This is a genomic window from Pseudoalteromonas sp. SG43-6, assembly GCF_014164365.1.
Classification (GTDB): Bacteria; Pseudomonadota; Gammaproteobacteria; order Enterobacterales; family Alteromonadaceae; genus Pseudoalteromonas; species Pseudoalteromonas rhizosphaerae.
This window is the reverse complement of sequence record NZ_JACJEZ010000010.1, coordinates 46,596-60,453: the sequence shown is the minus strand read 5'-3', so window position 1 is coordinate 60,453 and position 13,858 is coordinate 46,596. Positions and strand designations below refer to the sequence as shown.

Below are 13,858 nucleotides of genomic sequence, written 5' to 3'. Positions count from 1 at the left end.
TTACAACTATAAAAAAGCGACCCTAAGGTCGCTTTTTTATAAAAACCTATTGCACTCTGGCAAATAGTTTTTGTAGTTGCGGCATATATTCTTTAATTAGTTTTAAATTACTTTCGCTAACAACCGGCGCATCTGTATTAGCAGCATTAGCTGAGTTACCAAGTGTGCCCATCATTGAACTAGCGCTGTTATTTTTCGAGCCGCCCATACTTTGCAAACCGCCCATTAACTGATTTACTTTATCTTTGTTTTCTGGCGATAAATTACCTTTGATGTTTTCAAGGTAAGCCATCGAGACTTCAGAACCCACAGTAATTAGTTGTTCAGGCGTGAAACCATATTTATTGGTAAGGGCTGCAAACTCTTTGTATAAATCATTATCTTTGATTGTACCAAGGGCGCCTAATGCCATTGCCGTCGAGCCCCCTTCAGAGCCACCTAACATACTACCCAAATCCATGCTTTTTAATGAATCTTGATTTTGTGACCAATCAACAACCGCGGGTAATGCTTGCATATAACCTTGTAAATCTTTTTCTGTGATATCTGCCGCAAGGCTTGAAAAACTCATTGCTAACAAACTAAGAGATAAAATTATTTTTTTCATGTCGAGCACCTTTATTCAATTGTTAGTTGCATTAAAGACTATTAATTAGATAACCGCTATAAATTAAAGAGGGTTTTAGTCTGTTAACATCAGATGATATACTACATTTTTGCCTGATGTAGCTGAACCACATGTTAATTATTTCAAATACCGTAACAATCGATGAATGGGAAGTCGAGCTGTCAGCTATTCGTTCACAAGGAGCGGGTGGTCAAAATGTTAATAAAGTGGCCAGTGCGATCCACCTTCGCTTTGATATTAATCGCTCAAAGTTACCAGAGTTTTATAAAGAGCGGTTGTTGGCGTTCAATGATAGTCGTATCACTAAAGAAGGTGTGATTGTTCTCAAAGCGCAAAGTCATCGAACTCAAGAGCTAAACAGGGAAGATGCGTTAAAGCGACTAAAACAGCTTATTTTATCAGCCACTAAGGTTGAACGTGCTCGTCGTGCTACTAAGCCAACACGTAATTCACAGCGCAGACGCATGGATAAGAAAACCAAACATGGTAATACCAAAGCGCTGCGCGGCAGTGTTAAAGTTTAATTTATAAGTTTGGTTTAAGCACCTCAAATAACGCGTTAATATGATCGTCTCTATCATTAAGCGCAGCTATATAACGGTATTTTTCACCGCCAGCTTGTTCAAAAATCTCTCGGTTTTCACCTTCTAATTCTTCAAGTGTTTCAAGGCAATCAGCGCTAAATGCAGGGCTGATAATAGCCACGTCTTTAATCCCTTCGCTTGGTAAGCTCTCAAGGGTTGCATCTGTGTAAGGTTTTAACCACTCAGCTTTACCAAAACGGCTTTGGAAAGTGGTGATCACTTTGTCTTTGTCTAGGCCTAGCTTTTCTACCACTAAACGAGTGGTTTGTTGGCATAGGCAGTGATAGGGATCGCCATTATCTAAAAACTGTTTAGGCATACCGTGGTACGAAAACACTAATTTTTGTGGCATACCGTGTTTTTCTAAATCTTCGCTAATGCTGTTAGCGAGTGACTCTAGGTAGGTTGGGTTTTTGTGATACCCATTTATAAAGTGAAGCTCTGGCACCCAGCGCCATTTTTTTAATACATTCGCCACGGCATCAAATGTTGAGCCTGTTGTTGGGCTTGAATATTGTGGGTAAAGTGGCAACACAATAATGCGGGTTAAGCCTTTATCTCTAAGCTCTTCAAGGCCCGCTTCGATTGATGGATTACCGTAGCGCATCGCCATAACCACTTCGGTATTGGTATAGCCATGCTGTTTTAATAAGGCATTTAATTTAAGGCTTTGCTGGCGTGTAATATGGGTCAGTGGCGAGCCATTTTCAGTCCAAATACTTTTATATAGTTTAGCTGAGCGTTTTGGGCGAATACGCAAAATGATGCCATGCAGGATGATCATCCACACAATACGCGGTATTTCTACGATACGAGGATCTGACAAAAACTCACGTAAGTAAATGCGCAATGCACTTGCTGTTGGGGCATCGGGGCTGCCTAAGTTGGTCAGTAAAATCCCTGTTTTTTGATTAAAACGCTGATCATGAGGGTTATCGGTAACGGCTGAAAATCGCGACACGCAATGCTCCTAAAGCAAAATAGACGGTTATGGAATATAGGCTATTAATATTAATAGCCTATTGTAACGAATGAAAGGGTAAATAGGATCACTGATTTACAATGATTTGATCATGATCCTAAATGGAGTCGGTTTTTTAGCTTCTAGTTGCTGTAACTTTTCAATGGATTTAGCACTAAATATATGCCCCTTTGGTAGCAACATAATACCCGTGTGGCTATGCAGTGCATGGCTAAGTACCATATTGATGGCTAGCTCTTTGGCCGTTATTATTTTCATCGAGCCTACTTTTGCTTGCTGCTTAATACATTTAACTCGGCAAGCCTCCAAAGCTTGTACTAATTTAGGATGGTAAAAGTTACCGCTGTACATTTTTACTGTTTCGAGTGCATGTTGGTGCTTTTCTTCATCTTTTAAATTACTTTGTTCAAATGCATTCCAATAGTCACGAGAAAGCGCGAGTATCATTGCACTAAGAGGAATATCATTACCTTTTAATCCTTTAGGTAGGCCATTTCCGTTATAGCGTTCGTACTGGTGATAAATGGCGTCAGATACTTCATGCAGATGAGTCGCAGGCATTAACATCAATTGTGCTGTACTTGGATGCGTATAATAACTTTTGCGTTGCTGTTCATTAAGCGCATGCACGGGTTTTTCATAAAGTGCGGGATCCATTGCTAACAGCCCTATCTGAGCTAAGTAACCAGCCATTGCCGCCATTTCTATATTTTTTGGTGGTAGCTGCAACTGTTTTGCTATTTGCGTACAGGTATTGGCAATGTTCTGCGCTTTGGTGCCATCTAAATATGGATTGGCATTAATGAAGTTATAGAGCAACTCAACTGTTGAACTATGTTCGTGTTTTTCATGGGCGTTGGCAATTTCGAGTTTTTTAAGTACTTGTTTTATTTGTTTGGTTCTTTTTTCAACGCGCTGTTCAAGAGAGCTATTAAGTTCTTTGAGGACTTCATTATGGCGATTAATTTGTTGTTGGAGTTTCAGGTTTTGTTTTTTAAGTTGATATTTTTCAATACTGTCGGTGATGGAACGTAGTAATAAGTCATTTTGCCATGGTTTTTGGATATAGCCATGGATCTTGCCTTGATTAACAGCTGCTAAGGTGATTTCTATATCGGCATAACCAGTAAGTAAAATACGCTGAGTATCAGGTGCTAATTTTTGCGCTTGTTGAAAAAGTTCAGCGCCATTCATTTTTGGCATCCGCATATCGCTAATAATTACATCAAATTCATACTGTTTGATTAATTTTAGTGCATCTATAGGTGAATCACTGGTAAGTACCGTAAGTTGCTGCGTTTTGAACAGCCGCGATAAAGAACGTAGCACAATCTCATCATCGTCAACGCATAATACTTGCATGGTTGGTAGGTCTGCTGATTGACTCACGATTTTACCTATGGATAAACAATATTATTAACCATAGCCTGTCTGCTATAGTTTTTCTAATTAAACCGTGTCATTGGCATCAATTGTGCTAATTTTAATGACAAGATAATCGTTTTTAATTGCTGGTTAATTAAGATGGATGCGATAGATGAAGACTACAAGCAAGCTTATTTTCGTGAACGTACCGCGCGTATAAAGGCTGAGCAGCTGATTGAAGATAAAAGTCGCGTTTTATATGCACTAAATGAAGAGTTAATAAAAAAAGTAGCTGATCTTGAGTATCAACAGCAGTTATTTATTCAAGCAGAAAAAATGGCCACTTTAGGTACCTTATGTGCAGGGGTTGCCCATGAAATTAATAATCCCTTAGCTTATGCAATGAGCAATGTAGAAAGTTTGCAACAGAGCATGCATGGCTTTTGTGAGTTACTTGATTTAAACCAGCAATATTTAGCTAAGAGGATTAGTGAAACAAATTTTCAACAACAGTTAGCATCACTTAGTGAGCAGCAATCATTTGCTGAACTGCAGCAAGATATTCATCAACTAGTGGCCGATAGTGCTGAAGGCTTAAGGCGCATTAATCAAATCGTGGGCAATTTGCTTAATTTTGCGCGACCAACAACTAACAAGAAACAATTGGCTGATATGACAGATGCTGTGAAAAATGCGCTTAAATTGCTTAAAAATCAATTAAAAGGTTGTCAGTTAACCACATCAATAACGACATTGCCGCTGAGTTATTGTGATTTGGCAACCATCAATCAAATAATGGTTAACATACTTATTAATGCTTCACATAGTTGCGAAGCATTAATTGATAGACAAGCACATATTCACGTGCAAGTTGATAGCGACGACCAGCAAATAATTATTAGTGTTAATGACAATGGTTGTGGCATGAGTGAGCAAGTGCTTGCAAAAGTTTTTGATCCATTTTTTACTACTAAACCAGTTGGCAGGGGGACCGGTATGGGCATGCCATTAGTGTACACTATGGTTAATGATCATCAGGGAAAAATTGAAATTGAGAGCACCGTAAATATAGGTACATGTGTGCGATGTATATTTCCAGTGTTGAGTGAGCGACCTTAACTCAGGCAAAAACCATTTAACCAGAGTTAGGTTAAGTAATAATTTGCTTTTAAATTAGCCAATTGTTGGTTAGTGTAGGTATGAATTTTATAATAACTTGAGGGTGAATAATGCTTAATGAAAAAAGTGAATTGGTTCTTAGGGATTATCTAAGTCAGCACCCTGAACTAAAAGTGGTGAGTTCTGACAGCGTGATTGGTTTTATCAGTGGGTTATTGGCGTGCTCGGAATTTTATGGCGAGTCAGAAATTGCCAATTATATTGCTGATAAAAATGACCCTATTTATACCCAATTAATGACAAGCTCAGCGGAGCATGACGCAATGATCACGCTGCTGGATAATGTGACCGAAGCTCAGGTAGCGCAGCAGCATATACTGGCAAGTATTTATCCTCATGGTAAAGATGCTAAAGCGCCGAGTGAGCAACTACAACAATGGTGTGTAGGCTATTTAGCTGCTTATATGGTGAATCAAGAAGTATGGCAGCATGACTTTAACTTTTTACTCAGTGCCGATAAACAGGTCGTTGAGAATCAGGCGGATGGACAGTTATTTATTGATAACTTTGAAGCGACGCTTAATTTACTAGCCACTTTTGCGATGTGGCCAGATTCGCTCAAAGAGCATCCAGAACCTGCGGTACTTAGTGAAGGCTTTGCGCTACTGTATACCGGATTAGATGAAAGTCTTACTGGCATTGCATCCATGGCATTGATGCTAGAAGATGAAAAACTGGCTTTGTGGGAAGAAGAAGGCTAGAAAACATAGTTTTAACAACCAGCATGATTTGAATAATCATGCTTTTTTTTGTTTAAAATTCAATCAAAAACATGAAATAGGAGAAAATTTAGCTAACTTTTGCATATATCGACCATTGTCGCAGTTAAATATGTTTCTTTTTATATGTGTATGTTGCTAGGATGTTTGCCAAAGCGCAATTTTGTAAATGACGCTTGATCACACTAATTATAACTTTTATTAATTTACCTGTTTACTACTGCAATTGAGTAAACAGGTGAAGAGTCAACAGGGTCGAACAACACACATGACAACACTTCGTTTAAATACATTGGCTATCGCCGTAGGACTTGCATTTAGCACCTCTTCAGTTATTGCTGAAGAAGCAACAGTTCAAGCAGAAAAAAATATAGAACAAATTTCCGTTTTAGGTTCACGGGTTTCTAACCGCACAGCAACTGAATCTTCGTCACCCATTGATTTAATTGACGCTGATGATTTAAACAAAGGTGGCTTTACCGAGCTTGGCCAAAGCTTACAAGCTACAGCGCCATCGTTTAATTTTTCGCGTACTCAAGTATCAGACGGCTCTGATTTATTCCGCCCAGCAACATTGCGCGGCTTACAGCCAGACCAAACGCTGGTTTTAGTAAACGGTAAGCGCCGTCATAATCAATCTATTTTTGGCCTTAATGGAACAGTTGGTGCAGGTGCTGCGGGTACCGATATGAATGCTATTCCACTGACTGCACTTAAAGGGGTTGAAGTATTACGTGATGGTGCTGCAGCGCAGTATGGCTCTGATGCTATTGCTGGGGTCATTAACTTATCACTGAATAACTCAACAGGTATAACAACTGGTTATGTACAATATAGTGAAACAGCTGAAGGTGATGGCGAGACTATTTCAGCGGGTTTAAATCGCGGTTTTGATTTGGGCACTGAAGGCGGTTTTATTAATTTATCTCTTGAGTATCGTGATGCCGATGGTACTAACCGTGCAGAGCGCGATACCGGTGGTTCGCTTGATGTAGAGCCAGGTACGTTATCTGACAACGTTCGTTGGGGCCAAGGTAATTCGGAAAGTGAATTTACCTCGTTATTTTATAATATGGCATTGCCAATGGGCGACGGTGAGCTTTACTCGTTTGGTGGTTACTCTGAGCGCACTGCACTGGGTAACGGCTTTTACCGTAACTTTAACGAAGCATCTAAAAATGTTACTCAAGTATACAGTGATGGTTTTTTACCGCGCATTTATAACGAAGCACAGGATATTTCTATTGCGCTAGGTTTTAAAGGTGATATTAATCCAGATTGGAATTACGATGTATCGGCAGTTTATGGTGAAAACCAATATGACTTTACATCACGCAATACATTAAACGCTTCTTACGCGGCGGAGTATTTATTTAATAATCCAACGGCAAGTGATGCTGAGATAGCAGCAAATGCAGGCCCAAGTGGTGGTTACTCAGGTGGTTTTAGGTTCGATCAAACAACAGTTAACCTTGACGTAAATGGCATTGTGGACATTGGTCGCGGCGAACCGCTCTATGTAACAATTGGTGCAGAGTATCGTAAAGAAAATTACCAGATAGTGCCTGGTGATGAAGCATCGTACGCATGTGGTTTAGCAAACATGGATACATCGTATCCATCAGTGAACGACCCTGAGCAATTTGCACAATGTGGCTTTCAAGCTTATAACGGTTTGCGTCCAGAAGCTGCAAATCAGAGTGATCGTAACAGCTACGCATTTTACGTAGATGTTGAAACTATGCTTACTGATGCATGGAACGTCAGTGGTGCACTTCGCTATGAAGATTTCTCTGATGCTGGAGATGACTTAATTGGTAAGTTAGCAACGCGTTATGAATTTAACGATGACTTTGCAGTACGTGGTGCGGTATCTACTGGCTTTAGGGCCCCTTCGCTGCAGCAAAGTGGCTATACAGCATTTACTACTAACTTAGGATCCGACGGCACGTTAACGCAATCATTTACTGCAAATACGGGCACTGCTTTCCCAAGTGCACTAGGTGTAGATAGCTTAAAGCTTGAGACATCGACAAACTACAGTGCTGGTTTTGTTTACGATGTAACAAGCGAACTTTCGTTAACGGTTGATTTTTACCGCGTAGAAATTGAAGACCGTATTACACTTGGCAGTTTATTAACGGCTGACGATGTATCGTTTAGCTCTGAGGCTGTTGCTGCTTTACAAGCAACCGGCGCTGTACAAGCTAACTACTTTTCAAACTCAGTTGATTCAACCACTCAAGGCGTTGATATAATTGCATCATATCGTACAGATGTAGAAGGCGGTAACTTTGGTGTTACTTTTGCGGGTAACTTAAACGATACTAAAATTGATGGTGTAAACGCAGCGGACGGCATTCCAGAATCGGTTGCATTTGATGATTTACAACGCAGCTTTTTTACCGACGGACAGCCTAGTGAACGAGCAACACTTACCTTTGACTACGAACGTGATGCATACACTTCAACAATTCGTTTTAATTACTTTGGCGAAACCGATGTAAAATATTTTGGTAACGATCATATACCATTACCGGGTGAGCTTTCGCCAACAGGTTCGTTTAAACCAACAAGTACGGTTGAATCTGCAGTGTTAGTTGATTTAAACGTGAGTTACCAAATTAACGATATGTTTGTGCTTTCGGTTGGTGCCGATAACGTATTTGATGAAACGCCAGATGAACTAGGCGATGACGAAGTACTAAACTTTATCACCAATGGCGCATTTAAATACCCTGTACGTGCATTGCCTTATGGCTTTGATGGCAGAAGTTATTACGCAAAAGTAAGCTTTAGTTTCTAAATTTATAGTTGTTTATTAAGCCCGCAAATAAGCGGGCTTTTTGATTTAAAATACTTGTATTTTTTTATATCAAGCATACAATCGCAAAACTTTTAAAGAGGAAAAATAAATGAGTAAACGTCGTTCTAAAGTGACTAAATCTACAACATCAGTAGATACAGGTCGGGGTGTTATTCGCGATAATGCATTAGCGGCATTAGTGACATCGAAAATTTTTAAACCACAAATTGTAGCTGCTAAAAAAGGCAAAGGCGCTTACAAACGCAACAAAAAACACGCAGGACAAGAGTCCTATTTAATCGCCGCTTAATGACGTTGTGATCAAATAGGGCTTTTATTTAAATGCTATTTTTTACAAAAAATAGCAAGCTCCGACATTTTTTTAAAAACCTCGCTTAGATAATTTTTTTCTAAGCGAGGTTTTTTGGTTATATAGTCTACCACCTTATTGTTTATATCTATTCCCACTCTCATTTACGTTTTCGTAAAACTTGCTAGAGCCCGCGAAGATACTCGCAAATAAAACTTAACCATAAATTAACCTTGTATTCATATTCTGTATGCGAAATTACCCTTTCTTTAAACGGGATGGCTCTAATTTAGTTCTAAATAACGATAAAAAATATATTTTATGGTCTTTTTTTATTAATAAAGTGGCTGTTTTATATACATCATATATCCAAATTAAGTTGACGTATGAGTTAACTGTGGTAGTTTTTAAACTGAGTTGTAAATTTAATGTTATATTTAACCCTGGGCGGAGGAGCTATGAGCTCACAAATGACAATAAAAAATGCTTTTAAGCTAAGTGCGGTATCGCTTAGTTTTGTAGGCTTAAGTACGCATGCAGCAGTTGACTGTAGTGTATTAACACAATGGCAAACGGGTCAAACTCACAGCGGTGGCAGCCAAGTACACGCACAAGATAATGCGTATGAGGCAAAATGGTGGACACAGTCAAATCCAGTTGAAAATGCTGGTGACTGGCAAGATTGGAAACTTTTGGGTTTGTGTGACAGCGCTGTCACAGAAAATCAGGCGCCAAATATTACAGTATTAACCCCCGCAAACAATTCTCAATTTGCTGATAAAGACAGCGTTGTCATGACTGCGCAAGCAACCGATGACGATGGCTCTGTGACAAAAGTTGAGTTTTTTGTTGATGGTGCATTAATCGCAACTGATAGTAGCGCACCGTTTAGTACTAATTGGCCTGCAGTTGTCGGCACACATCAAGTGAGTGCTGTGGCAACCGATGACGATGGCGCGCAATCTACGCAAGTGATCAATACGATCAGTGTTACTGAGATCGTGGAGCCGGTTAATCAAGCACCGGTGGCAACAATTAGTTTCAGCAGTTTACCAACAGAATTAACGGTTGGCTCACAAGTGGTGTTTGCGCTTGCTGGTACTGACAGTGATGGTCAAGTAACGGCACTTAACTTTGCGGTTAATGGTGCTGATGTGCACCAAGCAAGTACGGCATCAAGCAGTTATGCTTGGCAAGCAACAGCGCTTGGTCAGGCAACCTTTACGTTAACGGTAACTGATAACGAAGGCGCAACAGCCCAAGTAACAAAGCTGCTTACTGTTGTTGAAGAAAATACCGGACCAGTGACTGGAACTGATTGTCATCCGCAGGGGTTATATCAAACACCAGGTGTAAATACGCCGTATTGTACTGTGTATGATGCAGATGGTCGTGAGATAATGGGTGTTGATCATCCGCGTCGTGTAATTGGTTACTTTACCAGTTGGCGCAATGGCGCAAATGGCCAACCGAGCTATTTAGTAAATGATATTCCATGGGATAAGATAACTCATATCAACTATGCGTTTGCCCATGTTGATGCCAATAATAAAGTATCGATTGGCGATCCAAATGCTGCAGGTAATCCAGCTACAAATATGGAATGGCCAGGAGTGGTAGGTGCCGAAATGGACCCAAGCTTCTCGTATAAAGGTCACTTTAATCTTTTAAACAAATTCAAAAAACAACACCCACACGTTAAAACATTAGTATCTGTAGGTGGTTGGGCTGAAACGGGCCGCGTTGAAAGTGGTGGTTTTTATACCATGACGACCAATGCAGATGGTTCAGTTAATCAAGCGGGTATTGATGCCTTTGCAAAAAGCTCAGTTGAATTCATTGAAAAATATGGTTTTGATGGTGTTGATATTGATTATGAATACCCATCATCAATGAAAGATTCAGGTCATCCTGATGATTTCCCAATTTCAAATGCACGTCGTGCAGGTTTAAATGCATCTTACCAAGTACTAATGAAAAAGCTGCGCGAAGAGCTAGACCGTGCTGGTGAAAAAGCGGGTAAACATTATTTACTAACAATTGCATCGCCTTCTTCAGGTTATTTACTACGTGGTATGGAAACATTCCAAGCGGTTAAATACCTCGATTACGTTAACATCATGTCTTATGACCTTCACGGTGCATGGAACTCGCATGTTGGCCACAATGCGGCCTTGTTTGATACCGGTATTGATTCTGAACTAGCGCAATGGGGGGTTTACTCAACAGCTGAGTTTGAAGGGATTGGTTATTTAAATACTGATTGGGCGGTACGTTATTTTCGTGGTGCAGTATCGGCAGGACGTATCAATATTGGTATTCCTTACTACACCCGAGGTTTTAAAGATGTCAGCGGGGGTACTAATGGGCTGTGGGGGCAATCTGCACTACCTAATCAAGCAGATTGCGCAACAGGTACCGGCGTTGGTGAAAAGAACAAGTGTGGTAATGGCGCATTAGGCATTGATAATCTTTGGCATGATAAGAACGATGCAGGACAAGAAATGCCAGCAGGTTCTAACCCGTTGTGGCATGTTAAAAATCTTGAGAACGGCATTGTTGGTTCGTACTTAGGTGTGTATGGCTTAACACCAGAGACTGATGTTGATGATCAATTAACGGGTACTTATACACGTCACTATGACAGCGTTGCTGTTGCACCTTGGTTATGGAACTCAGAGAAAAAAGTATTCCTATCTATTGAAGATGAGCAGTCTATGGCAGCTAAAGTTGATTACGTAATTAACAATGGCCTTGGCGGTATCATGTTCTGGGAACTTGCTGGTGATTATGATTTTGACTCAGCAAAAGGTGAGTACTTCATGGGTTCTACCTTAACAACTTTGGCTTATGACAAGTTTAACCAAAGTGGTGTGGCGTACGACACTCATCCAGGTAATCCAAACTTTGTTGTACCAACTGAAGCGGTAGATGTAACGTTTGCAGCAAAAGACTTCCCAATTGGTGATGATAACTACCCAATTAGCCCAACATTTGCGTTCACTAATAACTCCAATATTGATCTAAGCGGTGCGAAAATTTCGTTTGATGTACCTGTATCAACATCGGCTATTTTTAAATCTAACTGGAACGCACAAGAAAAATTGGGCATGGCAGTTGAAGTAAATGGCTCAAATGCCGCAGGTAACAACATTGGTGGGTATGAAAATGAATTCCACCGTTTTTCAATCACTCTGAACAATGAATGGGGCGGTCAACCGAAAGACTTCAGTGGTGGCAAAACAGTCAATGCGCAAGTTATGTATTACATGCCAATTACCGGTCCTAGTAACTTTACTATAGAAAAAGATGGCAAAGTTTACGCGTTCAAATTTGAATACCCACAATTGCCTGATGGGACTACCGGTGGCGGCGACACCACGGATCCTGGTAATGGTGGTGGCGATACATCTGGTATGTGTGAAGGTGTGGCTGTGAGCTCAATCCCTGTATATCCAAACTTCCCTCAAAAAGACTGGGCAGGCAATCCAAGCCATGCCGCAGGCGGTGACTTAATGGTTCATAACAGTGCCGTTTATAAAGCGAAGTGGTGGACAAGTTCTGAACCAGGAGCAACAGCTGACTGGACTAAAAGTTGTAGTCTGTAAGTAAATAATAGGGGCAAGTTTGCTTGTCCCAAAATTTCAGCTTTTCAAGGACAAAACAATGAAAGCTATTAAATTTAAAACTTTATCACTCTCGGCAGTGGCAAGCAGCGTATTACTAACAATTATGCCAGCGCAAGTGAACGCCCATGGTTATATGGATAGTCCAAAAGCGCGGCAAGCTTTTTGCCAAGCCGATGGTGGGTATTGGTGGCCAGAAGATGGCACTAATATTCCAAACCTTGCTTGTCGCGCCGCATTTTTAGAGTCGGGTACAGTGCAATTTGTACAAGATATTGAGTTTTCTGTTAATACACCGGACTACTTAAATCAAGCTGCTGTAGAGGCTAAGGTACCAAATGGGTCGTTATGTGCCGGTGGTGACAACGCAAAGCGTGGTATGGATTTACCTTCGCCGCATTGGCAACGCAGTGATGTGGTACCTAATGCCAATGGTGAAATTCAAATTCGTTACTTAGCAGCAACGCCGCATAATCCCAGTTTTTGGCAGTTTTATTTAACTAAACCAAGCTTTAATGCAGCAACAGATGTATTGACGTGGGCTGACTTAGAGCTAGTTCAACAACATGAAAATATTGACGTTATCAAAGATACCGATGGAAAGCGTTATTACGAAATGAATGTTGCTATTCCACAAGGGCGCAGCGGCGATGCTATTTTATATAGCCGTTGGCAACGTATTGATGTGGTGGGGGAAGGTTTCTATAACTGTAGCGATATCAATATTGTGACAGACGCAGGGCCGACGGATCCGAGTGTTTGGTCAAGTGTTGGTTACTTTGTTCGTCAAGGACAAAGTGCCATTGCGGGTGACACTGTTTGGGCACGTTTATTTGATGAAAATGGCCAAGAGGTTATCAATCAGCAATTAAAAGTGACCGCTGCGAATCAAGCGAGTTGGCAGCAAGCACTGGCACAACAACTGAACTTAGATTATGCCCATTTAGTACAAATTGGCGTGCAAAATCAAGCCGGTGACGTGGTTTATAACAGTACTGATGTACTGACTAATCAAGTGTATAGCAGTAATGAAAATTACACTTATAGCTTAAGCGTGCAAAGCGCTCCCACTAATACTGCGCCAATTGTACATACTTTGGATGATTTAGTTGTCGATGAAAACACCAGCACAGCTGTACACCTTCATGCTTTTGATGATGAACAAACGCAATTGAGCTACAGCTGGTCAGTGCCAGCACCACTGAGCTTTACCGGTGGTGACGCAAACGTGGTGATTAGTGCGCCAGAGGTATCAACAAGCACAGATTATACCGTGTCTGTGTCGGTTTCAGATGGTCAATTAAGTACTCAAACTAGTTTTAAAGTCACTATAAATGACAGCGTTATCAGTGAGCCTGATGTTGTAGCTTGGAGTAGTAGTGTTGTATATCAAGCCGGTGACAAAGCCAGTTTTCAAGGTGTTGTTTATACCGCGAAATGGTGGAACCAAGATCAGCAACCTGATAGCTCTAATGCATGGCAAAGCGATTCACAATCGGATATGAATAACGATTGGAATGCAAGTAAAGCCTATCAAAGTGGCGCTGAAGTAACGTATCAAGGACAGCGCTATAGCGCTAAGTGGTGGACTCAAGGTGATACACCTGGACAAGCCAATGTATGGACCAAACTTTAATAAGAAGCCTAAGTTTTGTAGTT

General features: G+C 40.7%; 10 protein-coding genes. 7 read left to right on the top strand and 3 right to left on the bottom strand.

The genetic code is table 11. The annotated features are described in order from the left end of the window. Nucleotides 1-46 precede the first annotated feature (46 nt). Complete coding sequence (locus H5201_RS06285) at nucleotides 47-607, bottom strand: short-chain dehydrogenase (RefSeq protein ID WP_182761733.1); 561 nt, start codon at nucleotides 605-607, stop codon at nucleotides 47-49. 131 nt (nucleotides 608-738) lie between these two features. Here H5201_RS06285 and arfB point away from each other — a divergent pair, with 131 nt between their 5' ends. Continuing rightward, nucleotides 739-1,152 carry an alternative ribosome rescue aminoacyl-tRNA hydrolase ArfB gene (gene arfB, locus H5201_RS06280; protein ID WP_145239847.1) on the top strand — a complete coding sequence of 138 codons (414 nt, stop codon included), beginning with the start codon at nucleotides 739-741 and terminating at the stop codon, nucleotides 1,150-1,152. Between the two features lies 1 nt (nucleotide 1,153). Here arfB and hemH read toward each other — a convergent pair whose 3' ends face one another. Continuing rightward, nucleotides 1,154-2,173: a ferrochelatase gene (gene hemH / locus H5201_RS06275; RefSeq protein WP_182783978.1), complete on the bottom strand. Its 1,020-nt coding sequence runs from the start codon at nucleotides 2,171-2,173 to the stop codon at nucleotides 1,154-1,156. A gap of 96 nt (nucleotides 2,174-2,269) precedes the next feature. After that, nucleotides 2,270-3,556, bottom strand: coding sequence for an HD domain-containing phosphohydrolase (locus H5201_RS06270; RefSeq protein ID WP_182784018.1), 1,287 nt, complete (start codon nucleotides 3,554-3,556; stop codon nucleotides 2,270-2,272). Between the two features lie 162 nt (nucleotides 3,557-3,718). Here H5201_RS06270 and H5201_RS06265 point away from each other — a divergent pair, with 162 nt between their 5' ends. From H5201_RS06265 to H5201_RS06240, 6 genes are all read left to right on the top strand, one after another. Continuing rightward, complete coding sequence (locus tag H5201_RS06265; RefSeq protein ID WP_182718235.1) at nucleotides 3,719-4,678, top strand: sensor histidine kinase; 960 nt, start codon at nucleotides 3,719-3,721, stop codon at nucleotides 4,676-4,678. Between the two features lie 110 nt (nucleotides 4,679-4,788). Then, entirely contained in the window at nucleotides 4,789-5,439 is a 651-nt protein-coding gene (locus tag H5201_RS06260) for a hypothetical protein (RefSeq protein ID WP_182718236.1), read from the top strand. Nucleotides 5,440-5,725: 286 nt separating this feature from the next. Continuing rightward, nucleotides 5,726-8,263 (top strand): TonB-dependent siderophore receptor, encoded by a 2,538-nt coding sequence (locus H5201_RS06255; RefSeq protein ID WP_149981959.1) that lies wholly within the window; start codon nucleotides 5,726-5,728, stop codon nucleotides 8,261-8,263. Nucleotides 8,264-8,372: 109 nt separating this feature from the next. Further along, a complete protein-coding gene (arfA, locus tag H5201_RS06250) occupies nucleotides 8,373-8,573 on the top strand; it encodes an alternative ribosome rescue factor ArfA (RefSeq protein ID WP_149981958.1) in 201 nt (66 codons plus the stop codon). A 458-nt stretch (nucleotides 8,574-9,031) separates the two neighbouring features. After that, entirely contained in the window at nucleotides 9,032-12,181 is a 3,150-nt protein-coding gene (locus H5201_RS06245) for a glycosyl hydrolase family 18 protein (RefSeq protein ID WP_182783976.1), read from the top strand. Nucleotides 12,182-12,239: 58 nt separating this feature from the next. Then, entirely contained in the window at nucleotides 12,240-13,835 is a 1,596-nt protein-coding gene (locus H5201_RS06240; protein WP_182783974.1) for a lytic polysaccharide monooxygenase, read from the top strand. Nucleotides 13,836-13,858 lie beyond the last annotated feature (23 nt).